The sequence below is a fragment of the Niallia oryzisoli genome (assembly GCF_043641075.1).
GTDB lineage: Bacteria > Bacillota > Bacilli > Bacillales > Cytobacillaceae > Bacillus_BD > Bacillus_BD oryzisoli_A.
Genome location: NZ_JBHZRC010000020.1, coordinates 12,961 through 39,761 on the forward strand (window position 1 = coordinate 12,961; position 26,801 = coordinate 39,761).

The window sequence follows — 26,801 nt, forward strand, 5'->3', positions numbered from 1 at the left end:
GATTAGGATGACAAAGAAATATAAACGAAAAATCTATTTGCAGGATACACCGCGGCAGGAGGCTTTAGATGAGCTGCTGCGTGCATTTTCAACTGAGCGGAGAACGGAAACCATCTTCAGTACGGAGGCGCTGGGACGAGTAACGGCCTATCCGGTCTTTGCAAAAATGTCCAATCCGCACTATCATGCTTCGGCCATGGATGGAATCGCGGTAAAGGCAGAGGAGACCTTTTCAGCACATGAGCAGAACCCGGTTCAGCTAAAGCTGGGAGAGGGCTTTGTTTATGTGAACACGGGAAATGAGATTCCTTCCCCTTATAACGCGGTAATCATGATTGAACATGTGGACGAAATCGATGAAGAAACAGTGGAAATTATCGAGCCGGCCTCTCCATGGCAGCATATCCGTCCAATTGGTGAGGACATTATCCAAGAGGAAATGCTGTTTCCTCAGGGGCACAAAATCCGTCCGGTTGATATCGGGGTGCTTTTAGCTTCACAGCGGATTGAGGTTCCGGTTGTGAAAAAGCCAGTTGTCAGCATCATTCCAACAGGTGATGAGCTTGTCTTTCCGGATGGGGAAACACCGCCAGGGAAATTGGTTGAGTTCAACGGCTCTGTTATGGCCAATTATATCCGTGAATGGGGCGGCGAGCCTAAGCTTTCTGAGATTGTAAAGGACCGTCCCGAAGAGATTAAGCAGGCATTGCTTCATGCAGTTGAAGAGTCTGATATTGTCATTATTAATGCGGGTTCTTCTGCAGGCTCTGAGGACTATACGGTCCATATTATTGAAGAGCTTGGCGAGGTCTTTACCCATGGGGTGGCAACAAGACCAGGGAAGCCCGTCATTTTAGGTAGAATTAAGGATAAAATTGTTATCGGTCTGCCGGGGTATCCGGTATCAGCTTATTTAGACCTTGAATGGTTTGTGCAGCCGTTAATTTGTGATTATCTCCAGATTCCGGTGCCAAAGCGGGAAACGTTGACCGTGAAGCTGGGCCGTCGGATTGTTGGAACGATGGGGGCGGAGGATTTTATCCGCATGAGTATTGGCTATGTGAACGGAGAATACATCGCCAACCCGCTGCCGCGTGCAGCCGGCGTGACGATGTCGCTTGTAAAGGCGGACGGCATGCTGTTGATTCCGTCTCATTCCTTAGGGTTTGAACAGGGTGAACAGGTCGAAATTGAATTGTTAAAGCCGCGTGCCGAAATCAAACAGGCCATTGTGTTTAACGGCAGTCACGATTTAACAATTGATATGCTATCATCGCATCTCAAGGAGCTGGACTTTCATTCGAAAATCATATCGTCCCATGTTGGCAGCATGGCCGGCCTGATGGCGATTAAGAAGGGCGAGGCCCATATTGCGGGCACGCATCTTCTCGATCCGGACACAAACACCTATAATATTCCGTACATAAAGCGGTTCTTAGCGGGTCAGGAAGTTGTTCTTTATCCATTTTTAAAAAGAAAACAGGGCTGGCTTGTGCCGAAGGGAAATCCGTTAGGGATTGAAACCGTGAAGGATATTGCGGAAAAGGAAGCCCATTTTGTTAACCGGCAAAAAGGAGCGGGAACAAGAATCCTATTTGATATGCTGTTAAAACAGAGGGGCTTATCCTCTGAGACTATCATCGGTTACCAGCGGGAAATGTTCTCACATTTAAGCGTCGCAGCAGAGGTAAAGGTAGATGAGAATGCTGTCGGCTTGGGCATCTATTCAGCTGCTAAAACGATGGGGCTTGATTTTGTACCGGTTTCAGACGAAAGCTATGAATTATTGATGACGAAGGAATTTTTCGAAAGCGAGCAGGGGAAAAGGCTGATTGAGGTCATCCAAAGCGATAGGTTTAAACATGACGTTCTGGAGATTGGCGGCTATGTGGTGATGGATCATCCGGAGCCAGTATTTTTCAGCTAAAGCTGCAATGGGCCGGTGGACTAGTAACGCTGCGCCCTTTTGTGAGTCGTGAGACCCCCACTATAGAAGCTTCACTTTGAGCGGAGGTATAATAGATGAATTATGAAATTTCAAAAGAGCCGATTAACATTCAGTCTGTGATTGACAAGGTAGTACAGCGTGAAGCAGGCGCGATTACTACCTTCATCGGCACAGTAAGAGAGTTAACCCACGGAAAGAAGACGCTTTATCTTATATATGAGGCCTATGAATCAATGGCTGTCAAAAAGCTTGAGCAGATTGGGCAGGAAATCGAAGAAAGGTGGCCGGGCTCAGAGGTCGCTATCTCGCACAGGGTTGGAAAGCTCGACATCACGGATGTGGCGGTTGTAATTGCTGTTTCCACCCCACATCGTGCCGATGCCTATGAAGCGAACCGTTATGCAATTGAAAGAATCAAGGAAATTGTCCCAATCTGGAAAAAGGAACATTGGGAAGACGGTCAGGAATGGATTGGAAACCAGAAGGAGACAGTCTCTTATCCAACCGGAAAACCTGAGGAGGCTGATTTACATGAATAAAGTGCTATTTTTTGCCCATTTGCGTGATGCAGTTGGCGAGGAAAGTGTGGAAGTGGAAGCGGCAGGAAAAACGATTGCTGAATTAAAGCAGCAGCTTGCTGAAGCCCATGGGATTCAGAAATTAGATGCTGTGATGGCGGCGGTGAATGAGGAGTTTGCCGACGATGATGAGGTTATCAAGGAAGGCGACACGATTGCGTTTATTCCTCCTGTCAGCGGGGGGTGATCGGGATGAGTGAACGTTATTCCCGTCAAACTTTATTTTCCCCGATTGGGAAGGACGGTCAGGAGAAGATCCGTGGGAAGCATGTGCTGATTATTGGAGCCGGGGCACTTGGCTCCGGAAGTGCAGAGATGCTTACGAGGGCCGGTGTTGGCGAGCTGACGATTGTGGACCGGGATTATGTTGAGGAAAGCAATCTGCAGCGCCAGCAGCTGTATACGGAGCAGGATGTGGCACTGAAGCTTCCAAAGGCTGCTGCTGCCAAGAAGCGTTTGCAAGAGATTAATTCCGATGTTACGATTCATGCTGTGATTGGTGATGCAAATCCCGAGAAGCTGGCAGAGCTTGCTGTTGGAAAGGATTTAATTCTCGATGCTACCGATAATTTTGAGACAAGGCTTGCGATTAATGATATTTCGCAAAAATGTAAGATACCTTGGATATATGGAGCTTGTGTAGGCAGCTACGGCATGAGCTTTACGATTATACCTGGGAAAACTCCCTGTTTGAATTGCCTGCTGAAGAAGCTTCCGATTCAGGGGATGACATGTGATACAGTCGGGGTAATCTCTCCTGCCGTTGGGATGGTGGTATCCCATCAGGTGGCTGAAGCGTTGAAAATTTTGGTTGAGGATTGGGAGGCCGTTCGTCCAGCCTTTGTCAGCTTTGATTTGTGGCGAAATCAGTATTCGAGCATCAAGGTGGGGAAGGCGAAGGATGAATCATGTTTATCCTGCGGTGAGGATCCGACGTATCCGTTTTTAGAAGCGGAGAATCAGACGAAATCAACCGTTTTGTGTGGCCGCGATACGGTGCAGGTCCGCCCGCCAAAGCCGCTGAAAATCCAGCTGGATGAGCTGGCCAAGCAGCTTGGGGCACTTGGTTATACTGTAAAAGGAAATCCGTATCTTTTGTCTGTTGAGATGAAGGATGAGCGGGTTGTTATTTTTAAAGATGGCCGTGCGTTGGTGCACGGGACAAAGGATATGACGGCTGCGAAGACTTTGTATAATAAGATACTTGGGTAGTAGGAATTGAGGATGAGCCTGTTTGGGGTTTGTCCTCTTTTTTGGGGGTTTTATTGCTGAGTGGAGTGTGGATCAGCATTATTGGAAGTTGATAACGCCCGAACCGAGGATAGAACCAGCTGATTGGGAACTATGGTGGACTGATAGTGCCGGGTACGGGGATAGAACCTGACAAATGGGAACTATCAGGGATTGATAGTGCCCGAATCGAGGATAGAAACAGCCGCTTGGGAACTATGGTGGACTGATAGTGCCGGGTACGGGGATAGAACCTGACAAATGGGAACTATCAGGGATTGATAGTGCCCGAATCGAGGATAGAACCAGCCGCTTGGGAACTATGGTGGATTGATAGTGCCGGGTACGGGATTAGAACCAGACAAATGGGAACTATCAGGGATTGATAGTTCCCGAACCGAGGATAGAACCAGCTGATTGGGAACTATGGTGGACTGATAGTGCCGGGTACGGGGATAGAACCTGACAAATGGGAACTATCAGGGATTGATAATGCCCGAACCGAGGATAGAAACAGCCGCTTGGGAACTATCCGAGAGTTGATAATGCCCGAGCATCAGTTTGAAACCTACATTTGCACAAAAAATCCCAAACTTGATTCCTATCAATTTTTTTCACTCAAAACTCCTCTAAAATAAACCTATAATCAATCAGAGGAGGAACCTAACATGACAAAAGCCGTATTTCAATTAGAACCGTTAACCTGTCCGTCTTGTATTAAAAAAATCGAATCAACGCTTACGAAAACGGCAGGAGTTGAATCTGTTATAGTACTATTTAACTCAAGCAAGGTAAAGACAGAATTTGATGGAACGAAAGTGGAGGCTACTCAATTGGAGGAAACGATTGAAAAGCTTGGTTATGAGGTAATATCGGCAAAGGTTTTATAGCTTACTAATGGAAAAAGGAGACTTATAACCAAGGCAATGTCCTCGGATATAAGTCTTTTTTTTACTGAAAAAAAGGTATCAATCTTGATGTCCGTCAATTCTTTTACAAGAAAAGAAGTCTAGTATATAGGTATAAACAACGGATTTCCCAGAATAAAGGAGGATACCATAAATGCTAGTTGCCATAAACAAACACAAATCTCATTTAACGGCTATTTCATTTCTTCTCATCATTACGGGATTGATAGCAGGGCTTTTAGGCAGCGCAACTATGAAAACAATAGCTCTTATTCTAGCAACCATCATTGCCAGCATACCCATTTTTATCAAAGCGTTCCAGGCCCTAAGAATGAAGGCGTTCAGTATTGAACTATTGGTGACCATTGCAGTGATCGGAGCACTCGTAATTCAGGAGTATACGGAGTCAGCGGTTGTCACGTTCCTATTCTTGTTTGGAGATTATCTGGAAAAAAGAACGCTGGAAAGAACGCGCTCTTCCCTTAAAGAACTGGTGGATATGGCTCCGCAGGAAGCTATTGTACTTCGAGACGGAGAACCAACGAATATTCCTGTCGAGGATGTAGAGGTGGGCGATACGGTCATCATCCGCTCTGGAGGAAAAGTGCCGGTGGACGGGATGGTCATTTCTGGACATGCATCCCTAAATGAGGCAGCTATCACAGGAGAATCGGTGCCACGGGCAAAGAAAACAGACGATAAGGTATTTAGCGGGACGCTTGTCGACAACGGCTATCTGGAAATAAGAGCCGAGAAGGTCGGTGATGATACGACATTTGCTAAAATCATTGAATTGGTGGAGGAAGCGCAGGAATCGAAGTCGAAAACGGAGAAATTTCTAGATCGATTTTCCACGATTTATACACCATCCGTCGTCATACTATCAATCCTCGTCTATGTTTTAACGAGAGATCTTCATACGGCCATCACATTCCTCGTAGTGGCATGTCCAGGTGCATTGGTGATTGGCGCACCGGTGTCAACTGTAGCAGGAATTGGAAATGGTGCAAAAAATGGCGTGCTTGTAAAAGGCGGGGAGGTTATGGATGCCTTCTCGAAGGTGGATACCCTTGTTTTAGATAAAACAGGCACATTGACAAAGGGAAAGCCTGAGGTTACGGAAATCAAACTGTTCGATCAGAACGTCAAAGAAAATCAATTCCTGCAATTAACAGCGCAGGCTGAAACCATTTCCGAGCATCATTTAGGTCAGACAATTGTAAAAGAAGCCATGGCCCGAAAATTAAGCATCAAAGAAAAGCCAGTGGACGGAAAAGTCATTAAGGGAAAGGGCGTTACAGCCTTAGTGGATGGCAGTGTTCTAGTCATTGGGAACCGCAGGCTAATGAAAAGTGAGAACATCGTCATTTCAGAAGAGGCTGCGCATTATGCAGAGGGTCAGGAAAAAGCGGGAAACACAGCTATTTTTACAGCAATTGATGGGCAGCTGGCAGGGGTTATTTCAATTGCTGATACGATTCGTGAAGATGCGATAAGTGCTTTAGCTCAATTAAGAAAAAATGGCATTAAGAAAATGATCATGCTAACAGGAGACAATCAGCATACAGCAGCACTTGTTGCACGAAAACTAGGAATGGACGAATACTATGCAGAATTATTACCGGAAAATAAAGTAGACTATGTAAAGAGATTAAAGGAAGCAGGCCATGTTGTCGCGATGGCTGGAGACGGAATTAATGACGCGCCGGCGATTGCAGCTGCGGATATTGGACTGGCAATGGGGGAAGGCGGCACAGATGTCGCAATGGAAACAGCTGATGTCGTTTTAATGGCGGACAAGCTTGAGCAGCTGTCGCACGCGCACTCCCTTTCGAAGGCAACGATTGCAAATATGAAGCAGAATACGTACTTTGCAGTCGGCATTGTTTTTATACTTTTGCTCGGTGTTTTAGTCGGTTCGGTTCATCTGGCTTCCGGAATGTTTATACACGAAGCTAGTGTACTTCTGGTTATTTTAAATGCAATGAGATTAATTCGCTTTAATAAAAAGAAAGAGACGTCTGAAGCAGCACTCCGGGAGGCAGTTGCGTAGGCTTAGCAGGCTAAGAATGGGAGTGAATAGAATGGAACAGCACCATCATACCCAATGTCATACCCACGATCATCACAAGCAGTGTATCTCGTTGGTACCGATTTTCAATCATTTAGAAGCAGAGCAGATGGATGAGGTTATGTATACTGCTCATTCCTCCTCATACAAAAGAGGGGAAATCATTTACAAGGCGGGTGAAGAATCGGACTCCCTTTATATCGTGAGCAAGGGAAAAATTAAAATATACCGTCTGTCCGAATCGGGAAAGGAACAGCTTATGCGGATTCTTAATCCTGGTGATTTTACAGGCGAGCTGGCCTTGTTTAATGAAGGCATTCATGAATCATATGCGGAGGCAATGGCTGATACACAGGTTTGCATGATTAAAAGGTCAGATTTACAGGAGTTTCTTTTAAAATATCCGTCTATTTCATTAAGAATTCTCGCAGAGTTTTCGAGCCGCTTAGAGCAGTCAGAGAAGCAAACAACCCGCTTTGCAACGGAAAAGGTAGAAACCCGGATTGCGCTCTTTCTCTCCGAGCTTCTTGAAGAAGCGACAATGGAAGTAACACTCCCGATGAGCAAAAAGGATCTCGCCTCCTATTTGGGTACGACCCCCGAAACGATCAGTCGCAAGCTGGCAGAACTTGAGGATGCGGGGATTATTAAACAAAACGGCCAGCGGAAAATAAAAATTATCGATTTGGACGGTCTGCTGCTTATTTGATTAGCTGATAATTCTACGATGCTTTAAAGGGATCGCCTATGTGTATCCCTTTTTTTCATACTTTAAAAAATACCTGCATTCTACTATAGTAAATAGGTTGAATATTCATGTCAGAGCAATTGGAGGCAGGGTTTTGTTGAACATGGTGCGCTTAGGAGGAAGTAATGCATAAAGGAAAAGTAAGCCTACAAAATACGATCATCTTTTTGGTTTGTGCAGTCATCTTTGTATCACTGCTGATAACCGAAATACTGATTAGTCAATTAGTGGCTGATACAGTTGAAGACAATCAGTCTGAGAAAGCTACCAATGTCGCCAGAATGGTAGCGCTAAGTCCGCTTGTTGTGGAAGGTTTGAATGGTCAAGGTGATGAATCAGATATCCAGACATTTGCAAATAGCATTAAATCAGCAACAAATGTAGAATTTGTTGTGGTCATGGATATGGCCGGGATACGGAAGTCTCATCCCGACAGAAGTCTAGTAGGAAAGCATTTTCGGGGTGGTGATGAGGGGCCTGTTTTACAAGGAAAAGAGCATGTATCGATTTCTAAAGGTACATTAGGCCGTTCTTTAAGATCCTTTACACCCGTTATGGATGATGGGAAACAGATAGGTGCTGTAGCTGTTGGAATCACTCTTGAGAATGTAGAGAAGTCTGTGGATAAAAGCCGTGAAGGAATCTTAATAGGGATTGGTCTTGGGTTATTAATTGGAATTATCGGGGCTGTTGTTTTAGCAAGATACATAAAGAAAATTTTGTTGGGATTGGAACCCATTCAAATCGCCAGATTAGTGGAAGAACGAAGTGCTATGTTGAACTCTGTACGTGAAGGGATTATCGCGACTGATCAAGATTCTCGAATTACACTCGTTAATAAATCGGCCTTAGCCATATTTAAAAAGGCAGGGCTTGATGAACAGCCGATTGGAAAGGATGTTAACATGTATATGTCTACATCCCGCATGACGAATGTGATTAGGTCAGGTAAAGCGGAGCACGATGAGGAGCAGGAAATCAATGGAGTTATTTTATTAGTCAATCGGGTTCCGATTGTCCTGAATAAACAAACGGTTGGTGCCATTTCAACTTTCCGTGACAAGACAGAAATGCGTCAATTAGCGGAGCAGCTGACGGGCGTACAGCTTTATGCAGACGCACTTCGAGCTCAGGCCCATGAGTTCATGAATAAGCTCCATGTGATTCTTGGAATGGTCCATATGAAAAATTATGATGAGCTGTCTGAGTATATCAGTGAAACAGTCGATCATCGCAGCAATGAAATCAACTTTGTGTCCAGAATGATGAAGGATCCTGTCCTGGCAGGCTTCTTAATTGGAAAGTTAAGCTATGCAAGGGAGGCGGGTGTGGAGCTTCATTTTTCAAGCGAACATCCTATTCCTAAACCGCAGGAATATGAAGTTGTTCATGAGTTGATTACAATAGTAGGAAACTTAATTGATAATGCAATAGACGCTGTAATGGATTGTCCGATAAAAAGAGTTGAAGCAGTTTTTGAATACGCTGATGATATTTTAACAATAGTGGTTTCGGACACAGGGAACGGGATGACAGAGGATGAGCAAAATAAAGTCCTAGAAAAAGGATACTCGACAAAAGGGCAGAATAGAGGACTTGGGTTACATTTAGTCACTCAATCGTTAACTAAATTAGAGGGTGAATTTATTATTTCCTCTAAACCTGGTCAAGGTACAGAGTTTATCGTATATATTCCATACTACAGTTAAGGAGGAGGAAAATGATTCGGACAATGATTGTAGAAGATGATCCAATGGTTGCAGAATTTAATAAACGCTACATTGGAGAAATAAAGGGATTTCAGTTAGTTGCCGTTTCCTCTACAGTTGATGGGGCAATCGAAGTGATTAGAAAACAGCCGGTTGATTTGATTCTGCTGGATATTTTTATGCCCGGTAAGAATGGATTAGAGCTGTTAGTTTATTTGCGTGAAAATGAGATGGATATAGATGTCATTATGATTTCTGCTGCGTCAGATATTGAGAGGATACAAAAGGCAATAAGATATGGAGTTGTTGATTATTTAATTAAGCCATTTGAATTTGAACGCCTAAATAAAACCCTGACTGCTTATAAGGAAAAGGCAAGGTTTATACAGGACCAGCAGGTAATAAGCCAAAAAGAGCTGGATCAGCAATTTTTTCATATTAAAGAAAAAGTAGTTTTGGAGAATCTTCCAAAGGGTTTGACTAATAATACGTTAAAACAAATTTGGGAAGCCATTAGCTCGCTTAAGGAGGAGTACTTTTCAACAGAGGACATTGTTAAAATGGTTGGAATCTCCCGTGTCTCTGTCCGGAAATATTTAAAGTTTATGACGGACATTGGCGTATTGCAGGAACGCATTATCCATGGAACAGTCGGCAGGCCTGTATACCAATATGAAATTAATAAATATGAGGAGCACTTAATAAAAAAATATTTGTAAGCAGCTAAAAGGCTGCTTACTTTTTTATGGTTTCTTAAACGCTTACATTAATTACATAATCTATTAGAAAACTCTGATATCAAATATGATTGGCTTATCAACTATTAGGGGGTTGTAATGATGGAACCAGCAAGAAAGTTGGAAACGATTCCACAAGTAGAGTCGACTGGTGGGGGCCAGAGTCTCTTAACAAAAATAGCACATTATAAGATAGGAATTATACCATTACCGCTTTATGTAGTTTTAGCAGCCATTATTCTTGGAGCATCATACAGGGGATCACTGCCAAATGATATGATTGGCGGTTTTGCAGTGATTATGATCATGGGTATCCTACTCGGTGACCTCGGAATGAAAATTCCCATTCTAAAAGATATTGGTGGACCGGCTATTTTATCCTTATTAGTGCCATCAACGCTAGTTTTCTTAGATTTTATGAATCCAGCAGCTATGAATGCAGCACATACCTTAATGAAAACCTCAAATTTTCTATATTTGTATATTGCCGTATTAGTATGTGGAAGCATCTTGGGAATGAACAGAACTGCATTGATCCAAGGTTTAGTAAAAATGTTTGTCCCACTTGTTTTAGGTACAATGGCTTCAGTAGTAGTAGGAATAGGAGTCGGTGCATTATTCGGCTATGACTGGGAACATACCGTATTTTATATTATTGTTCCAATTATTGGAGGAGGAATTGGTGAAGGAATCTTACCTTTATCATTGGCCTATTCTTCGATTTTAGGAGACTCTGCGGAAACCTTTGTTGCTCAAATGATTCCGGCCGCTGTTATCGGGAATATTGTAGCCGTTATTTGTGCGGGTATTTTAATGAGAGTCGGTGAAAAGAAACCGCATCTTTCTGGTAATGGTGTATTGGTTAAAGCAAAAGGCGGAGACGGAATGACAGGAGATACAACGATTAATAAACCTGTCAATTTCCAACTAATGGGAGCTGGATTATTAATAGCAACTACTTTATTTATCTTTGGTGGTTTGGCACATGAGTTCCTTGGTATCCCAGGACCAGTCTTAATGATCATATTAGCCGCACTTATTAAAGCGATTTCAGTTATGCCTGCATCAATGGAACAAGGTGCTTTTCACTTATATAAATTTGTATCAGGAAGTTTGACTTGGCCATTAATGGTTGGTTTAGGCCTTTTATATATTCCATTAGAGGATGTAGTGAAACTAGTTACGATTCCTTATATTATTGTTTGCATGTCTGTTGTTTTAGCCATGATAGGGACAGGCTATGTTGTTGGCAAGTTCATGAAAATGTACCCAGTTGACGCTGCGATTGTAACTGGCTGCCACAGTGGTTTAGGAGGTACAGGTGATGTAGCGATTCTTTCCGCTTCAAACCGTATGTCTTTAATGCCATTTGCGCAGGTTGCAACAAGACTTGGCGGTGCTTCAACGGTTATTCTAGCAACGTTATTAATGAAAGCGCTCAGCTAATCAAAAACGCTAAAGACAAGCGTTTATAAATAGACTCGTATATTCAGATGAACTTAAATGTTATAGGGGAGTGGAAAACCATGAGTGATCATTCAATAAAAGAAAGAGCCATGCAATTACACAAAGAGTTGGCCGGTAAAATTCGCGTAGTTAGTAAAGTAAAAATAAATTCTGCTGAAGATCTAAGTCTTTCCTATACACCAGGTGTTGCTGCACCTTGTTTAGCGATTGCTGAAGATAAAGAAGCTTCTTATGAGTATACTGGACGCGGCAATATGGTGGCCGTCGTGACAGATGGTACTGCCGTATTAGGTTTGGGTGATATCGGGCCGGAAGCAGCTATGCCTGTAATGGAAGGGAAGTCTCTGCTATTTAATCAATTTGCAAGCATCGATGCTGTTCCTCTTTGTCTTAATACAAAGAATGTTGATGAGATTGTCAATATTGTTAAGGCATTAGAGCCGACCTTTGGCGGGATTAATTTAGAAGATATTGCTGCACCTAGATGCTTTGAAATTGAAGAACGTTTGAAAAAGGAACTAAACATTCCTGTATTTCATGATGATCAGCACGGAACAGCGATTGTTATTTTAGCAGCAGTAATCAATGCGTTACGTTTGGTGAAAAAGAATATCGAAAACGTTAAGGCTGTTATTAATGGCGCTGGATCCGCTGGCATTGCGATTGCCAAACTATTAATGACAGCAGGGATGAGAGATATTACACTTGTGGATCGAGCAGGAATCCTTTGTCCTGGTGAGGAATGGATGAACCCTAATCAGTCACTTATTGCAGAAGTTACGAATCATCGAAAGGCAAAAGGCGATCTTAAAGATGCGATTGTAGATGCAGATGTCTTTATCGGCGTTTCAGGTCCTGGCGTGTTGACAGGAGATATGGTTAGAACAATGAATGATGATGCAATCGTGTTTGCGATGGCAAACCCAACACCGGAAATTCTCCCAGAAGAAGCCTTAGCCGCCGGAGCGGCAGTCGTAGGGACAGGTCGCTCTGATTTTCCAAATCAAGTGAATAATGTGCTGGCCTTCCCGGGAATTTTCCGTGGCGCCCTTGATGTTCGGGCAACTGACATTAACGAAGAAATGAAGATTGCAGCAGCATATGCGATTGCACATATTATCCCGGATCATGAATTAACAAGCGATTATGTCATTCCAAGTGCATTGGATAAACGTGTTGTTGAAGGTGTAGCCTTCGCAGTATCAAAAGCAGCAATTGAGTCTGGAGTTGCAAAAAACAGCAAAATATTAATGTATGTTTAATAGACAGTAGTAAAGCAGTACTCTTATTAAAAGGGTACTGCCTTTTTTATCCTCTTAGGCCTTAGGGCTCCTTCCATTCCTTGATAATTTCCTTTACCTTTTTCTTATCGATAATATTTATCGCATAATACGTTACCTGCTTCTCTTTCATTTCTCTTACAGGATGATGGGACACTCCATAGATATCACCTAAAACAAATACATCCTCAATTGTAAAACCAATTAAGATAATCATTGGCTTTCCGTTGCCTGTCCAGGTTCCTCTTGTGCCTAATACAACAGGCAGTGGATGTTTTTTCCTTTTTACATATTCTACGACCCATTCCTGCTCTGTTCTGGCTTGTATCATGAAACAGCTCCTACGGTTTGTTGATGCTTCTATTTTTTTTCTAAAGGATGTAGTTTATTCTCACCTAATAGTTCACACACTTCTTTGAGATTTTCATCCGATTTTCAGATTTCTCTGTTATCATAAGTGTAAAATAGTGCCAGCTGATAAAGGAAGTGCATGTAATGGATATTTTATTTGCTGAAGATGATGAAAGCCTAGGAAAGTTAATCTATCATTTGCTGAAGAAGGAATTTAACCGGGTAGAGTGGGTGAAGGATGGCAGCTCTGCATATGATTACGCTTTAGTATCAGACTATGATGTTGTGATTCTCGATTGGATGATGCCGGGCCTTAGCGGTGTTGAGGTGTGCAGCCGATTAAGGAAGAACGGCTATAAAGGCTGTATTTTATTTTTGACAGCAAAGGATTCCATTGAAGATGTTGTCACAGGTCTTGATTCCGGTGCAGATGATTATCTCGTTAAGCCCTTTAAATTTGAGGAATTGGCGGCACGATTACGAGCACTCTCGAGAAGAATTGAGAAGCCGTTCGAAGAGATTCTCTCTTGTGATGGGCTGCAGTTACATTTGAATACACATGTGGTGGAGCGAAATGGAAAAGCCATCGAGCTATCTAGGAAAGAGTATGCGTTAGTAGAGCTGCTGCTGCGGAATAAACATCAAACAATGACAAGGGAAGTGCTGCTTGATCGAATCTGGGGCTTTGAGGTTGATGTAACGGAAAATGCCCTTGATGCACTTGTGAAGCTGGTTCGGAAGAAGATTGACCTGCCGGGGAAGCCCTCAATCATTAAAAACGTTCGAGGTGTCGGCTATACATTGAGGGACGGTCATGTTTAATACCGTTAAATCCAGACTGATGATCCTGTTTACAGGCTCGTTATTACTAATATTGGTGATTTTTATTCTTGTATTATATGGATTTATCTCAGAGGTCATCAAAAAGGAAGATATCAATGAATTAGACTTATTTTTTGAAAATGAAAGGCATGAATTCTATGAGCATTACTATGAGCGAGAGGATGAACAGTTAGAATATAGAGAAGATAGAAGGTATTTCTATTATGTGGTAGATGGAGATCAGCAATTAATCACAGGCGAAGAAACAGTCCAAGGACTTTATCGTTTTCTCTCAAATATGGATAAACCAAATGAAACAGAAGAGATTCAATGGGAGAAGTCACATTTATTAGTGAAGAGCTATCCTTTGGAGAACATTGGGGCTGTGATTATTGGTATGGACATTACCAATGAAAAGCATGTCATTGACAAGATTGTCTGGATTCTTCTGTCGTTAACATTAGTTCTCAGCCTTTTGTTTGCCTGGATTGGACACTTTTTTGCTGGACAGGCGATGAAGCCGATTCAGAAGTCCTTTCAAACGCAGCGAAAGTTTGTTTCGGATGCCTCGCATGAATTAAGGACGCCGTTAAGCATCTTTTACAGCTCAATTGATGTCCTTTCGGGGGAGGAAAATCTAAGCACGTTTGGAAAGGAAGTGCTGGAGGATGCAAAAAATGAAGCCGAGTTGATGAATAAGCTGCTAAGTGACCTGCTATTTTTGGCAAGAAGTGATCAGGGAAATATGGAATTGAATAGGGAAGAATTTGATTTGTCCTCTCAACTACGTTCCTGGTTAACTAGTTTTGCTAGAACGGTTCCTGCACCATTATCAATTGTCTGGGATATTCAAGATCAGGTTGTGATGAAGGGTGATAAGGTGCGGATTCAGCAGCTGCTGTACATCCTGCTGGAAAATGCCGTCCGTTATACAAAGGAAGGCACCATTACCTGTACATTGAAAAGGGATCAAAAAATTAGATTAAGTGTGGAGGATACAGGCTCAGGTATTTCTCCGGAGGACCTTCCCCATATTTTTGATCGATTTTATCGAGCTGATTCTGTTAGAAAAAGAGACGGCTCCGGGCTTGGATTATCAATTGCTAAAACAATCGTTGATGCACATGGGGGAAAGATGGACGTAAAAAGTGAGCAAGGCAAAGGAACTCAATTTATCATAACCTTTTAAAGAATAACTATGTTAAAGACAATTTTGGATTGGATGCACTTGTTGATTGAAGTGGAAGGCACGAAGACTCCTCGAAAATTCTATCGAATTTTCTCGTGCGTGGGCGGATTCAAGGAAGTAATTCAATGTCCTGCGGGAGAAGCGAGACAGTCGAGACCCCGCAGACACGAAGTGTCGAGGAGGCTCGGAGGTCGCCTGCGGAAAGCGAAGTTTCTTGAACGGAAATCAAGAACATATTTATAATAGTCCAATAAAAACGAGTAAGGATCCTATCAGATTCTTACTCTTTTTATTATCGATTTGATTGTTTATTAACCTTTTCCGGCTTCGTTGATGATTGTAAAAGAATAATGCCTCCGATAATAAGTGCCAAGCCTGCAAAGGTAAGAGAATTAAAAGGATCGTCCCAAATCATTACACCAAGTAATGCAGTCAACGCTGTACCAACGCCAGACCATATCGCATAGGCCAAGCTTAAGGGAACGGTTTTCAGACATAATGATAAGCAATAAAAGGATAATCCGTAGCCAATTACCACGGCAAGTGAGGGGAATAAGACGGTAAATCCCTCTGAAAGCTTCAGCATAGTGGTAGCAAATAGTTCACTGATAATCGAAATTCCTAACAATAGATAGCCCTTCACTTTGCTTCCTCCAATCTTTAAATCGAATGGGATTCTCCGTTCGCGAAGTTTATGAGAATGACCCCAAAAATAATAAGTGCTAAGCCCCAAAATGTCCTGCTGTTAAAGCCTTCTTTATAAATTGTGACGCCTATTAATGCAGTTAGAGCAGTTCCCAACCCAGACCAAATGGCATAAGCCATACCAAGCGGCAGGATTTTAAGCGAAAGTGATAAAAAGTAAAAGGCAAAGCCATATCCAATTACAACGCCGATTGAGGGCAACAGCTTTTTAAAGCCGTCCGCAGCCTTTAATAGAGAGCTGGCAAATACCTCACTAATGATAGCAGCGAACAATAGAATGAACGAGTTCATGAATTTATCCTCCTAGAGTAACACTTACGGTAAGAATCTTATCTATGTATATCACAGAAATGTTGTAATATTCAATCAACTTACATTGGACGAAGAAGGATATTTTTTACGAGAGAGGTATTCTAAATGCTGAAGAGAACTTGATGGTGAAAATAGGCAAGAGCCTGGGATTCCAAGCTCGCATTGTCCGATATCTATCAACTTGAGGATTTTGCGGCAGGCTGCAGCTTCGTCTCTGCATACCGAAGTGCAAGCAATGTGAAGAGTAGAATCACTCCGCCGCCATATAGGAAGGCAGCCCATGGCTGTGTGGAATCTGTCCCAATCAAAAGACCATGTAAGACCATTAATGCCCATGCGGGAATAACAAGGAAGTGGAGGGTCTTCCATAGCTTGTGGCCTAATGTCCGCATAAAAAAATCGGATGCGGCGATGGTGATGAGAAATAAATAAAAGGAAATGGTTCCGAATGCTGATAGGATCGGGGCGTTCTGTGCTGAAAAAGGGGCCAGCAGCTCTAGGAGTGTATAGGGAACATACTCATCCTTCCATAATAAGATAATATGAAAAATAATGGTTAAAAATCCTGCCCAGCCGCTTGTTTGATGCAGCGTCATCATGAGGGGCTTTTTCTTCTGAAGTCCTGCCATCCGGCCTGCTAACCCTGCAGCTAATGAAATGGTTAATAGGAAATAGGCAAGAAAACCGGAGAGGCGGATGAAATTCCAACTAGAAATAAACTCAAGGTTCAATTTAGTTACTCCTTCCATTGATTGTTTGTCCGTCTAACGTAACAAGGACGTACTGATAGTTTTCAGAGATTTTATTTAAAACAGTTTTGATTGCTGCGGGATCCTCCATAAAGCAAACCTTGGCACCGATTTCTGCATCAATGCAATGTTTAGTAATGACGGTGGTTTGAACAATCGGCGACTTTACAGGCTTGCCGGTTCTGCCGTCTAATAAATGACTTTTGAGGATCCCGTCCTGAAGCCAGCTCCGATAGACCGTATTCGAGGTAGCGATGCCGCCGTTCATAATGGAAAATGTACCTATTTCCCTGTCCTCATCGAAGGGATCCATGATTCCAATTTTCCACGTTTTCTCCCCGTTTGACCAGACGGCCATATCACCGCCGCCATCGACAATGCCAAAGCAGGCATGTGCCTGCTGCTGCAGCCACGTTGAAACAGCTTCAACGGCATAGCCCTTTGCAATCCCGCCCAAATCTACCTTTTGCTTCGTTCTTTTGGTAATTCTTCCATCACCATGGAAAATCAAGGGCTCTGACTCAAGCTTATAAATGGATGGAGGTACTTTTGCACTCACCGCTTCCGTAAATGGAAATGACTGATGATAGCCATGCTGTTCTAGCGGTGTGAGCATATAGGGTGAAAAGCGACCTTCCGTTAGGATGCGATAATTTTCAGCCTTTTTTAATAAATCATAAAGAACAGGGGAGACGGTTACTGTAGAATTCTGCTCCGCTTCGTTAAACCGCCAAAGCTCATTAAATGCTTTGAACCTGGAAAACTCCGAATCAAAATAGTGAAGCAATGATGTAACTGTCTGCTTCCAATCAGGCTGCTCACTGTTTGATACGGCCACATAAAACGAGCAGTTCATTACTTCAATGGTCAGTGAATCGATATTAGTTCCGTGCTGATCTTCTTGTCGTACGGTCATTTCCGGTATTCCCTCCAGAGCTTTGAATTTGTGGAGAAAAGTCACTCCAGTCTAGCTGGACGAGTTCTTTTTCACGCTCGCTCATCTTGTCGGTGACTTCTGCCGAAAGGGTCCCTTGTTCCTTCGGCGCAGGATTATCAAGTGCACTAAGAATAAAAGCGGAAAAGGCTGCTCCCGAAATACCAACAATCCATTTTGCCTTTGTGTTCATTTTCATCCTTCTCACCTCATATTTCCTGTAGAATAATCGCAGACTTTGCTGCATCCCAGCTAACACGGTACCCTAATACATTGGCAATCACTGAAATTGGCACATAAACAGATTTCTCATAATAGAAAGCTTGAATTGGCATTGGTGTTTTGACCATATTTTCATAGGCTGCATTTGTTCCCGCACGGACAATAAGCTCTTCTTGCTCCTTCTTAATTTCTAGAATTCTGCTTTGCTGATAGTAGTGTGATGTTGCCCCAAGAAATGCCGCTACCTTTTCACCTGGAACAAGGAGCTGTCCGTTTTGCGGTATCATGTAAAATAATTCGCTTGTATTATTTAATTCAATGCTCACTTCCTTTGCTTCCTGGAAGGGAAGGTTGGAGTTTGAGGAAGTGCTGCCTAGTTCCCTTGTCCATAGATTCCAAAAGGAGCCTTGCGTAGCAGTGCTTTCATACTGTGTGCCGTTTTCGTAAGCAGGGGCGTTCTCATTATAGGACTCCTCAGCGTCGTCCTCCCAATATTCGTCCTCCTCATATTCACGTTCCTCATCTTCATGTTCATGCCTTTCATACCATTCCTCATCATCCTCATAATCGTCGTCTGCACTGGCGATTGTTCCTGTTTGAGTAATGAAGAGAAGCATACATAAGAGTAATGTCCACTTTGTCATTTTTGACTTCATTTTCTTATCCCTCCTTATTGATAACAAATGTAACCCGTGTTTCTGAAAAAGAACTGAAATTATGGGGAAAGTTGGGTTTCGTTTTAAATAATGGATATGTAAAAGGAAGTTGGAAAATGTGCCAAATTGTGTGTTTCACGTGAAACATGTCATATTTCGATGCAAGAAAAGAGGAGGTTTGACAAAGTCTTAATAGATTCGTCTGATTTTGAAAAAAATGCAAAAAAAAGACGCCTTGCAGGCGCCCATTTGTGTTTCAAAACAAGGAGAGGTCAATCAACTTGTTTTGTATATCTTACTAGCAATATGTGCAGAATTTATGCATTTTCTATAAAAGATGCATATTTTTTATATTTGGCAAATAGCATAGTTCTGAATATTTGAATCCCTTGCCAGTTTTACAACAAACAGTCAGTAGAAGGCAAAAAGGAGATGGATTAATGGAGATTCCTGTTACTGGATTTATGTACCATGCTGATGATGCGGACTCAAAGCATTCACATCATCTTTATATTACAACATGGGACGGGAGACAGCTTCCAACGCATGTTCACGAATTTAGAGGGATAACGTCGTTTGATGATGGTCATAGTCACAGATATGCTGGAAAGACTGAACCTGCTCCAAGTGGAGTCCAGCACACCCATCGATATTTTACCTTTACCTCAATAGATAATCAGCATCACCATCAGATTCAAGGCGTAACCGGCCCAGCTATTCCACTTCCCGGCGGCGGTCATTATCATGAATTTAGCGGCTTTACCACCGTTAGTGGGATGAGGCCTCATAGTCATAGATATAGTGGAAGAACAAGTCGATAATGGATAATCTGAGACTCACCGAAAATGGTGAGTCTTTTTAAAAGCTGTGTTAAAGAACAATGGTTTATGGTTTATTCTATTTTCACATTCACTTTTGAAACAGCATTATATCCATAACCCATCCGGTTCCAAAAAGGCTGCAGTGGCTGGACCCTACCATGTGAATCCTTTGCCCTTACATAAATAGAATACTCTCCTTTTTTCTCTGCATGCCACAAAAGGAACCATTTTGTCCATGCATAAGGGTCATTCGAACGCTCGAGAACGGCCTGCTTCCAGGTGTCGCCATTGTTTAAGCTGACCTCAATCTCGGTTACAACTCCTTTCCCTGTCCAGGCAATTCCTTTAATCTCGTGAATTCCCGTATTCAACACGGTAAACGGAAGCGGCTGTTGAATAATCGAATTTACATGTAGAGTCGTAACGGGGTAGGATTCTTGATCATCGTTTTTATGAGGGTAGTAGACATAATCTTCTGTTTGAAAGGGCCCTTCAAAGGAATGATCGATGATTTCAATTTTATTCAACCATTTAACGGAGGCCATCCCGTACCAGTTTGGAACAATCAATCTAAATGGATAGCCATGTTTATAATCGAGGGATTTATTATTGTACTGATAGGCAATGATGGTATCTGGATGTAAGGCTTTTTCTAACGGAAGGCTTCTCCTGTAGGGAATCATGTTATCTTTATTAGGCTTTCGGCCAAAGTCTGCACCCTCAAAAACAATCTCCTTTGTATTTTTTGAGAATCCTGTCTGTTCGAGTAAATAAAACAAAGGCACTCCCGTCCATTTTCCTTGACTGATGGCTCCATCCTCCCACTGTTCTCCATAGACCTTTGGATGAAAGTGAGCTCTTTTATTGCCTGCACATTCGAGGGGAAGGATGAGTGATTTTACGGGTAAGCTAAGCATTTCATACAAATGAAAGAAACGGGGCTGAGATATATTCCCATTAATTTGCAGCCAAAGATGCTTTGAAGTTAAAACAGGATAGGAAAAGTGATTTCGACGGTAAAAGTATTTGTCCGGTGTCAGCCAGGAAGAAAGAAAGTGAATGGGGGATTCTTGATTTTCCGGTTGCAGTGATCTAGTTGTAAGAAATGGTTTATTTTCCATTACAGCACCTCTTTTCATTGTAAATCATATTTAGAAATCCTCTTAATAGAACAATGAAGAAAAGGAATAGGATAGGGTGGGGGAGTATAATATAGGTAAGGTACCCTCCTTGAGTATAAAGGTGATGTATTTTTCATATATTAAGGTTTACCAATTTGGATAAACAATCCTGTGGGGATTCAGAAAAAATTTTCCATAAAATCTTTAGAAAAGGAACTTTACATAGGGTACCCCCGTATACTATAATAAAATCAAGGAGGGATAGCCAATGTCATCCGAAATGGAGAAAGACCCCCTACTAGAAGGAGAAGACTGCTGTCATTCAGGTGAACGGAAGAGTCATCATTCTGATAAGATGAAGAAAAACCTTGAATCCAGGTTAAATCGGATTGAGGGTCAGGTTCGGGGCATAAAGCGGTTAATTGACAGAGATACTTATTGTGACGATGTCATTACACAAATTGCTGCTACCCAGGCCGCTTTAAACAGCGTGGCAAAAATCCTTCTGGAAGCCCATATGAAGGAGTGTGTGGTCGATCGCATTCAAAGTGGGGATTTAGAGGTTGTAGATGAAGTGCTTGTTACGGTTCAAAAATTAATGAAAAAGTAAAGGGAGCTGTTCTAGATGGAAAAAGTAACTCTAAACGTTGAAGGTATGTCTTGTGGGCACTGCGTGAAAGCAGTAGAAGGCAGCGTTGGTAAATTAAATGGTGTGGCAAGTGTGAAGGTAAGCCTGGAAAATAAGTCAGTCGACGTTGAATATAATGCAGATGAAGTAACATTAGATACAATCAAGGAAACCATTGATGATCAAGGGTATGATGTAAAATAGGCCAATGGGTAAAAATGAAGAGCGAATGTGTTTTTGAAAGCACTCGCTCTCTCTTTTACAATGAAATATACCCTATATAGGTATGAGGTGAATATAAATGAGTGAAAAAATGGCTGAAAAGGCAGCTGGAAATACTGCTGAAAATCAGTTCCAAATAACCGGTATGACATGTGCCGCCTGTGCGACCCGAATTGAAAAGGGTTTGAAGAAAATGGAGGGTGTGCAGGAAGCGAATGTGAATCTTGCTCTTGAAACAGCTACTGTGAAATATGATGCGGCAGCAATGAGTGCTTTGGAAATTCAGAAAAAGGTGAGGGACCTTGGCTATGATGTTGTGACAGAAAAGCAGGAATTGGATATTACAGGTATGACATGCGCTGCTTGTGCAACCCGAATTGAAAAAGGCCTTAGTAAATTGGATGGCGTGTTAAACGCAAATGTTAACTTGGCCTTGGAGAAAGCATCGGTTGAATATAATCCTGCCGCTGTCTCTGTTAAGGAAATGATTCAAAAGGTTGGAAACCTTGGCTATGGTGCCATTGTTAAAAGTGATGAAACAAAGCAGGAGACTGTTGATCACAGGCAAAAGGAAATTATCAAACAGCAAGGGAAATTCATCTTCTCGGCAATCCTTTCCATACCGCTTCTATGGGCAATGGTTGGACATTTCAGCTTTACATCCTCCTTATATGTACCAGAGGCCTTTATGAATCCGTGGGTGCAAATGCTGTTGGCAACACCTGTCCAATTTATCATTGGGAAGCAATTTTATGTAGGAGCCTATAAAGCGCTGAAAAATAAAAGTGCGAATATGGATGTGCTGGTAGCTCTGGGAACCTCAGCAGCTTATTTCTACAGTGTATATTTAACTCTTCAGACTATTGGTAAAGGTACCCATTCAGTCGGACTATATTTTGAAACAAGTGCTGTATTAATCACATTAATTATCCTCGGAAAACTGTTTGAAGCAAGAGCAAAGGGGCGCTCATCAGAGGCGATTAAAAAACTCATGGGCTTGCAGGCGAAGACAGCAACGGTGGTCCGCGATGGCGAGGAAATGACCATCCCACTTGAAGATGTGGTCAATGAAGATATTTTATTAGTCAAACCGGGCGAGAAGATCCCTGTTGATGGTGAAATTTTAGAAGGAACCTCTGCGTTGGATGAATCCATGATTACCGGTGAAAGTGTTCCGGTTGATAAGACAGTAGGGGATACTGTTATTGGCGCAACGATTAATAAAAATGGATTTTTGAAAATGAAGGCAACAAAGGTCGGCAAGGAAACGGCACTTGCTCAAATCATTAAAGTGGTTGAAGAAGCACAGGGCTCGAAAGCACCGATTCAGCGCTTGGCCGATTCAATCTCAGGAGTCTTCGTCCCAATAGTTGTCGGGATTGCCATGATTACGTTCTTGATTTGGTATATCTGGGTGGATCCGGGTAACTTTGCAGAGGCATTAGAGAAACTGATTGCAGTGCTTGTCATTGCCTGCCCATGTGCGCTTGGTCTGGCCACACCAACATCCATTATGGCTGGCTCCGGCCGGGCTGCTGAATACGGCATCCTGTTTAAAGGTGGAGAGCATCTTGAAATGACGCACAGGATTAATACCGTTATTTTAGATAAAACAGGCACAATCACGAATGGAAAGCCGGTTCTTACAGATGTAGTAACAGACTTGGCAGAGGCAGAGTTCTTATCACTCGTAGGATCTGCTGAGAAACAATCGGAGCACCCTCTTGCACAGGCAATTGTAGCTGGAATTAAGGAAAGGTCAATTGAGCTTAGTGAGGTGTCCCAGTTTGAAAATATACCTGGCTATGGTATTAAAGCAGCTGTAAATGGCCGGGAGGTGTTGGTTGGAACACGCAGGCTGATGAAACGATTTAATGTCGAAATCGACGGTATGCTTGATGTAATGGAAGACCTTGAAAAGCAAGGAAAAACAGCGATGCTGACTGCAGTGGACGGTGTCTATGCCGGACTTGTTGCCGTCGCGGATACAATCAAGGAAACCTCAACAGAAGCGATTAAACGCATGAAGGACATGGGGCTTGAAGTGATTATGATTACAGGTGACAATCAGCAGACAGCTACTGCCATCGCAAAAGAGGCGGGCGTTGATTCTGTCATTGCGGAGGTTCTGCCGGAAGGAAAGGCGGAAGAAGTGAAGAAGCTTCAGGCACAGGGTAAGAAGGTAGCCATGGTTGGAGATGGAATCAATGATGCACCGGCACTGGCTGTTGCTGATATTGGAATGGCAATTGGTACAGGAACGGATGTGGCTATGGAAGCCGCTGATATTACGTTAATCCGCGGCGATTTGAACAGTATCGCGGACTCAATATTAATGAGTCATAAAACGATTCGTAATATTAAGCAAAACCTTTTTTGGGCTCTTGCTTATAACACAATCGGAATCCCTATTGCCGCAATTGGATTCCTGGCGCCATGGCTTGCAGGTGCAGCAATGGCATTCAGCTCGGTATCAGTTGTGTTGAATGCACTTCGTCTGCAAAAAGTAAAACTTTAAGGAGATGTGACAAATGAAAAAATGGGCGCTTTCCGCCATTGTTTATTTGCTGGTCATTGTCGGTGTATATTATGCTTATACAGGATTAGCGGAGTCTCCTACAGACAGTTCGGGGCATACTAATACAGAGCAGCATGAGGAATAGAATGGTCGTATGAAGTGACCTCTAGTGAAAGCTGGAGGTCACTTTTTTTGTCACTATTCAAGTAAAAAAAGGATTGGTATCCGAACCAATCCCTTTACGTCTATCTACAAATTATTCATCATGTTTCCTGGCTGCACACCGTTTTGCATCATGTCTTTAGGGTTCACGTTTTCCATCATGCCGCCATCACCATGGCAGGAATTGTACATGTCCTGTAATTCTTGGTCTGATAACTCTGGATGCATTTTTTCCATATAAGGCTTCATCTCACCAAAATCTAAAATTCCTGTATCATTCCCGTCATTGGCCTGCGCAAACGCTATTGTGCCGGCTCCGCCTAAAAGAATTGCGCCTGTTAACAATCCAATTACTATTTTTTTCTTCATGGTATCAGCTCCCTTCTTGTCTTAATCGTACCGTAATGATTTGCAGAAGGTATGCAGAAAAGTAGGGAAGTTGTTACAATCTTATGAATGTTAGAGAGTATGAATGATATTGATGATTACGCTACCTGTGATTATTCCTGCCCGTTCCATTTATACCCGACTCCCCAGACGGTAAGTAAATGATCATCAGCAGGGAAACCGGCTCTGCGAAGCTTTTCGCGCAGATTTCTAACATGGGAATCAATGGTCCGGTCCTCCGTTGAAACGCCATATCCCCAAACGGTGTTAATCAAGTGCTCCCTTGTAAAAACGACATTCGGGTTCGTTAAAAACAAGCTCATCATGCCAAACTCCTTTGGGGTTAGGGAGATTTCCTGTTGATTGTAATGGAGCTGGAAGGAGTCTTGATTTAACACAAGTCCCTGAAAAGCTAGAATGCCGTTGTTTTTTGTTCTTCTCCGTAAAACGGCATCCATCCTTGCCAGCAATTCATCTTCATCAAACGGTTTTGAAATGTAGTCATCTGCTCCGGTATTCAGTCCCTTGACGATATCCGATTTTTCGCTCATAGCCGTCAGCATAATGATGGGGATATCCCAATATTTACGGATTTCTCGGCAGGCCTCTAAGCCATCCATGTCGGGCATCATAATATCGAGCAAAATAAGGTCAACCGACTGTGATTCTAGGTAGTCGATTGCTGCTAGTGCTGATTCCTTTTTTATACAATGATAGCCGCGGGGGCTTAAATACAAGGATAATAAATCTAACATTAACGGTTCATCATCTACTAATAAGATGTTTTTCATAATGGTCCTCCTGAAAAAATGATTTCAAAGCATGTGCCGGAATTCTCTTTACTGTTGACGGTAATATCTGCTCCATGTGCATGAACAAGCTCCCTCACAATGGCCAGTCCAAGTCCTGACCCGCCAAGAGAACGGCTGCGGGCTTTATCCACTCGATAGAATCGATTAAAAATAAAGGGGAGGTCCTGTTCAGGAATTCCCTTTCCGTGATCCTGAACGAGAATATGAACTTTATTTTTATGGTTCCAGGCCCTTAAAACAACCTTGCTGCCATTCGGGGAATACTTTTTGCTATTGTCTAAAAGATTGAAAAGAATCTGTTCCAGCCGGAGCGGGTCTGCCATGACGTATAAATTCGGTGGACAGTTGACGGTAAAATCGATTGAGTTTTCTTGAAAGATCGGCAGAAACTGACGCTCCATTTTTTCGAAAAATGGGTGTAAATCAATTGGTTGCTTTACAATCGCAAATTGATTCTGATCAAGCTTGGCCAATTCAAAAAGCTCCTTTACCAATTGAGTTAGCCGATTCGCTTCCTCTACAATAATCGTTAAATATTTTTCCATTTCCTCCTTTGGCAGGCTCTGTTTCCGTAGTATATCAGCATAACCTTTGATGTACGTTAAAGGTGTCCGCAATTCATGGGAAATGCTTGCCAAAAATTCATTGCGCTGCTTGGTTAAGTATTGTAGGTCGCGGGCTAAGGTTTCAATTGATTTCGCTAAATCACCTAATTCATCCTCATACGTATTAGGGAGGGAAACGGAGTAATTTCCTTTGCTGATTTGGCTTGTCGCTTCTTTCATTCTCAAGAGTGGCTTGGTAATTCCTTTTGAGAGAAAAATAATAATGACAATCGTAAAAATAACGGAAATCCAGCCTGCGATAACAAAATGTTCATTCAATCGTTTCATCATGGAATGAACGGATGTTGTATCCTGAAACATATACACAAGTCCAACAAGCTGATCATTCTTTTGAATGGGACTGACGGTTGAAATATAAGGCTCATCTTCCCAATTTCCTTCAATGACACGACCCTCACTAGGTAAAGAAGTGAGAGATACCTTCAAATACTTCTCATAGACCTCTGGAGGAGCTGAAGAGTTTAATACCTGCCCGTCTTGATTGGTAATGACCACATCGGTTTCTGCTTCAGATTCCATTAAAACAACATGATCAATTGTATCAAGGTCAAAGTGTTTTTCGAGAATGTCACGATGGGAATTGCCGCGTTTCTGCAGGCTGCTCAGCTCTTCCTCAACCCGTGACTGAGTGATTCCATTATGTAAAAAGAAAAACATGAACGTAACTAAACCAAAGATAATGAAGAAAAATAAAATTCCTAGTTTTACGGAAAGCTTCTTCAAGCGGATTCACCTAATTTCAAAGAGGATAGATATAGTGTACGGCAAAAAATTGGAGAAATGGTGCAGAAATAAAAAGATTATCGTGGTTTCAATGGAAAGTGCTGGTTTTGTTGGAAAGAAAATGTTTCACGTGAAACATGTCTAGTTTTTGTAGTATCTAATGTC

Annotated in this window: 29 protein-coding genes; 18 read left to right on the forward strand and 11 right to left on the reverse strand. The window is 42.4% G+C overall.

The genetic code is table 11. From position 1 onward, the window contains the following. Positions 1 to 7 precede the first annotated feature (7 nt). From ACHUFV_RS26005 to ACHUFV_RS26055, 11 genes are all read left to right on the forward strand, one after another. Positions 8 to 1,927 carry a molybdopterin biosynthesis protein gene (locus ACHUFV_RS26005; protein ID WP_394239348.1) on the forward strand — a complete coding sequence of 640 codons (1,920 nt, stop codon included), beginning with the start codon at positions 8 to 10 and terminating at the stop codon, positions 1,925 to 1,927. Between the two features lie 95 nt (positions 1,928 to 2,022). After that, the gene (locus ACHUFV_RS26010) at positions 2,023 to 2,487 is read left to right on the forward strand and encodes a molybdenum cofactor biosynthesis protein MoaE (RefSeq protein ID WP_394239349.1); all 465 of its coding nucleotides are present in this window, start codon (positions 2,023 to 2,025) and stop codon (positions 2,485 to 2,487) included. Continuing rightward, positions 2,480 to 2,713 (forward strand): molybdopterin converting factor subunit 1, encoded by a 234-nt coding sequence (moaD, locus tag ACHUFV_RS26015; protein WP_394239350.1) that lies wholly within the window; start codon positions 2,480 to 2,482, stop codon positions 2,711 to 2,713. Before ACHUFV_RS26010 ends, moaD begins: the two co-directional genes overlap by 8 nt. Positions 2,714 to 2,718: 5 nt before the next feature. Next, positions 2,719 to 3,738 (forward strand): MoeB/ThiF family adenylyltransferase, encoded by a 1,020-nt coding sequence (locus ACHUFV_RS26020; RefSeq protein ID WP_394239351.1) that lies wholly within the window; start codon positions 2,719 to 2,721, stop codon positions 3,736 to 3,738. A gap of 686 nt (positions 3,739 to 4,424) precedes the next feature. Next, entirely contained in the window at positions 4,425 to 4,646 is a 222-nt protein-coding gene (locus tag ACHUFV_RS26025) for a heavy-metal-associated domain-containing protein (protein WP_394239352.1), read from the forward strand. Positions 4,647 to 4,818: 172 nt separating this feature from the next. Next, positions 4,819 to 6,717 (forward strand): heavy metal translocating P-type ATPase, encoded by a 1,899-nt coding sequence (locus ACHUFV_RS26030; RefSeq protein WP_394239353.1) that lies wholly within the window; start codon positions 4,819 to 4,821, stop codon positions 6,715 to 6,717. 31 nt (positions 6,718 to 6,748) lie between these two features. Continuing rightward, positions 6,749 to 7,444: a Crp/Fnr family transcriptional regulator gene (locus ACHUFV_RS26035; protein ID WP_394239391.1), complete on the forward strand. Its 696-nt coding sequence runs from the start codon at positions 6,749 to 6,751 to the stop codon at positions 7,442 to 7,444. 164 nt (positions 7,445 to 7,608) lie between these two features. Then, positions 7,609 to 9,192, forward strand: a complete 1,584-nt coding sequence (gene dcuS / locus ACHUFV_RS26040) for a DcuS/MalK family sensor histidine kinase (RefSeq protein ID WP_394239354.1) — start codon at positions 7,609 to 7,611, stop codon at positions 9,190 to 9,192. A gap of 11 nt (positions 9,193 to 9,203) precedes the next feature. Beyond that, positions 9,204 to 9,911 (forward strand): response regulator, encoded by a 708-nt coding sequence (locus tag ACHUFV_RS26045; RefSeq protein WP_394239355.1) that lies wholly within the window; start codon positions 9,204 to 9,206, stop codon positions 9,909 to 9,911. A gap of 120 nt (positions 9,912 to 10,031) precedes the next feature. Beyond that, a complete protein-coding gene (locus tag ACHUFV_RS26050; protein ID WP_394239356.1) occupies positions 10,032 to 11,375 on the forward strand; it encodes a 2-hydroxycarboxylate transporter family protein in 1,344 nt (447 codons plus the stop codon). A gap of 80 nt (positions 11,376 to 11,455) precedes the next feature. Continuing rightward, entirely contained in the window at positions 11,456 to 12,658 is a 1,203-nt protein-coding gene (locus tag ACHUFV_RS26055) for an NAD(P)-dependent malic enzyme (protein ID WP_394239357.1), read from the forward strand. A gap of 61 nt (positions 12,659 to 12,719) precedes the next feature. On the opposite strand, the gene ACHUFV_RS26060 is transcribed toward ACHUFV_RS26055, so the two are convergent. Then, entirely contained in the window at positions 12,720 to 13,007 is a 288-nt protein-coding gene (locus tag ACHUFV_RS26060; RefSeq protein WP_394239358.1) for a hypothetical protein, read from the reverse strand. A 164-nt stretch (positions 13,008 to 13,171) separates the two neighbouring features. On the opposite strand from ACHUFV_RS26060, the gene ACHUFV_RS26065 reads away from it, so the two are divergent. Both ACHUFV_RS26065 and ACHUFV_RS26070 read left to right on the forward strand, forming a co-directional pair. Continuing rightward, complete coding sequence (locus tag ACHUFV_RS26065) at positions 13,172 to 13,849, forward strand: response regulator transcription factor (protein ID WP_394239359.1); 678 nt, start codon at positions 13,172 to 13,174, stop codon at positions 13,847 to 13,849. Further along, positions 13,842 to 15,038: a sensor histidine kinase gene (locus ACHUFV_RS26070; RefSeq protein ID WP_394239360.1), complete on the forward strand. Its 1,197-nt coding sequence runs from the start codon at positions 13,842 to 13,844 to the stop codon at positions 15,036 to 15,038. Before ACHUFV_RS26065 ends, ACHUFV_RS26070 begins: the two co-directional genes overlap by 8 nt. 292 nt (positions 15,039 to 15,330) lie before the next feature. Here ACHUFV_RS26070 and ACHUFV_RS26075 read toward each other — a convergent pair whose 3' ends face one another. From ACHUFV_RS26075 to ACHUFV_RS26100, 6 genes are all read right to left on the reverse strand, one after another. Further along, the gene (locus tag ACHUFV_RS26075; protein WP_394239361.1) at positions 15,331 to 15,681 is read right to left on the reverse strand and encodes a DMT family transporter; all 351 of its coding nucleotides are present in this window, start codon (positions 15,679 to 15,681) and stop codon (positions 15,331 to 15,333) included. A gap of 17 nt (positions 15,682 to 15,698) precedes the next feature. Continuing rightward, positions 15,699 to 16,034, reverse strand: a complete 336-nt coding sequence (locus tag ACHUFV_RS26080; protein ID WP_394239362.1) for a DMT family transporter — start codon at positions 16,032 to 16,034, stop codon at positions 15,699 to 15,701. Positions 16,035 to 16,231: 197 nt separating this feature from the next. Continuing rightward, on the reverse strand, positions 16,232 to 16,786 hold the full coding sequence (locus ACHUFV_RS26085; RefSeq protein ID WP_394239363.1) for a ferric reductase-like transmembrane domain-containing protein: 555 nt from the start codon (positions 16,784 to 16,786) through the stop codon (positions 16,232 to 16,234). Between the two features lies 1 nt (position 16,787). Beyond that, on the reverse strand, positions 16,788 to 17,720 hold the full coding sequence (locus tag ACHUFV_RS26090; protein WP_394239364.1) for an FAD:protein FMN transferase: 933 nt from the start codon (positions 17,718 to 17,720) through the stop codon (positions 16,788 to 16,790). Further along, complete coding sequence (locus ACHUFV_RS26095) at positions 17,686 to 17,937, reverse strand: hypothetical protein (RefSeq protein ID WP_394239365.1); 252 nt, start codon at positions 17,935 to 17,937, stop codon at positions 17,686 to 17,688. Before ACHUFV_RS26095 ends, ACHUFV_RS26090 begins: the two co-directional genes overlap by 35 nt. 10 nt (positions 17,938 to 17,947) lie before the next feature. Continuing rightward, complete coding sequence (locus tag ACHUFV_RS26100) at positions 17,948 to 18,616, reverse strand: copper amine oxidase N-terminal domain-containing protein (RefSeq protein WP_394239366.1); 669 nt, start codon at positions 18,614 to 18,616, stop codon at positions 17,948 to 17,950. A 440-nt stretch (positions 18,617 to 19,056) separates the two neighbouring features. Between ACHUFV_RS26100 and ACHUFV_RS26105 the strand changes: the two genes are divergently transcribed. Continuing rightward, complete coding sequence (locus ACHUFV_RS26105; protein WP_394239367.1) at positions 19,057 to 19,437, forward strand: YmaF family protein; 381 nt, start codon at positions 19,057 to 19,059, stop codon at positions 19,435 to 19,437. A 71-nt stretch (positions 19,438 to 19,508) separates the two neighbouring features. Here ACHUFV_RS26105 and ACHUFV_RS26110 read toward each other — a convergent pair whose 3' ends face one another. Continuing rightward, the gene (locus ACHUFV_RS26110; RefSeq protein WP_394239368.1) at positions 19,509 to 20,558 is read right to left on the reverse strand and encodes a sulfite oxidase; all 1,050 of its coding nucleotides are present in this window, start codon (positions 20,556 to 20,558) and stop codon (positions 19,509 to 19,511) included. 268 nt (positions 20,559 to 20,826) lie between these two features. Between ACHUFV_RS26110 and ACHUFV_RS26115 the strand changes: the two genes are divergently transcribed. The 4 genes from ACHUFV_RS26115 to ACHUFV_RS26130 all read left to right on the forward strand — a co-directional run bounded on the left by ACHUFV_RS26115 (position 20,827) and on the right by ACHUFV_RS26130 (position 24,071). Beyond that, complete coding sequence (locus tag ACHUFV_RS26115; protein ID WP_394239369.1) at positions 20,827 to 21,168, forward strand: metal-sensitive transcriptional regulator; 342 nt, start codon at positions 20,827 to 20,829, stop codon at positions 21,166 to 21,168. Between the two features lie 15 nt (positions 21,169 to 21,183). Beyond that, the gene (gene copZ, locus ACHUFV_RS26120; protein ID WP_394239370.1) at positions 21,184 to 21,390 is read left to right on the forward strand and encodes a copper chaperone CopZ; all 207 of its coding nucleotides are present in this window, start codon (positions 21,184 to 21,186) and stop codon (positions 21,388 to 21,390) included. Positions 21,391 to 21,487: 97 nt separating this feature from the next. After that, complete coding sequence (locus ACHUFV_RS26125) at positions 21,488 to 23,926, forward strand: heavy metal translocating P-type ATPase (RefSeq protein ID WP_394239371.1); 2,439 nt, start codon at positions 21,488 to 21,490, stop codon at positions 23,924 to 23,926. Positions 23,927 to 23,939: 13 nt separating this feature from the next. After that, on the forward strand, positions 23,940 to 24,071 hold the full coding sequence (locus ACHUFV_RS26130; RefSeq protein WP_394239372.1) for a hypothetical protein: 132 nt from the start codon (positions 23,940 to 23,942) through the stop codon (positions 24,069 to 24,071). A 104-nt stretch (positions 24,072 to 24,175) separates the two neighbouring features. On the opposite strand, the gene ACHUFV_RS26135 is transcribed toward ACHUFV_RS26130, so the two are convergent. From ACHUFV_RS26135 to ACHUFV_RS26145, 3 genes are all read right to left on the reverse strand, one after another. Next, the gene (locus tag ACHUFV_RS26135) at positions 24,176 to 24,457 is read right to left on the reverse strand and encodes a hypothetical protein (RefSeq protein ID WP_394239373.1); all 282 of its coding nucleotides are present in this window, start codon (positions 24,455 to 24,457) and stop codon (positions 24,176 to 24,178) included. Between the two features lie 131 nt (positions 24,458 to 24,588). Next, entirely contained in the window at positions 24,589 to 25,266 is a 678-nt protein-coding gene (locus tag ACHUFV_RS26140; RefSeq protein WP_394239374.1) for a response regulator transcription factor, read from the reverse strand. Then, a complete protein-coding gene (locus tag ACHUFV_RS26145) occupies positions 25,263 to 26,636 on the reverse strand; it encodes a sensor histidine kinase (RefSeq protein ID WP_394239375.1) in 1,374 nt (457 codons plus the stop codon). The genes ACHUFV_RS26140 and ACHUFV_RS26145 overlap by 4 nt, the downstream gene beginning before the upstream one ends. Positions 26,637 to 26,801: the final 165 nt, after the last annotated feature.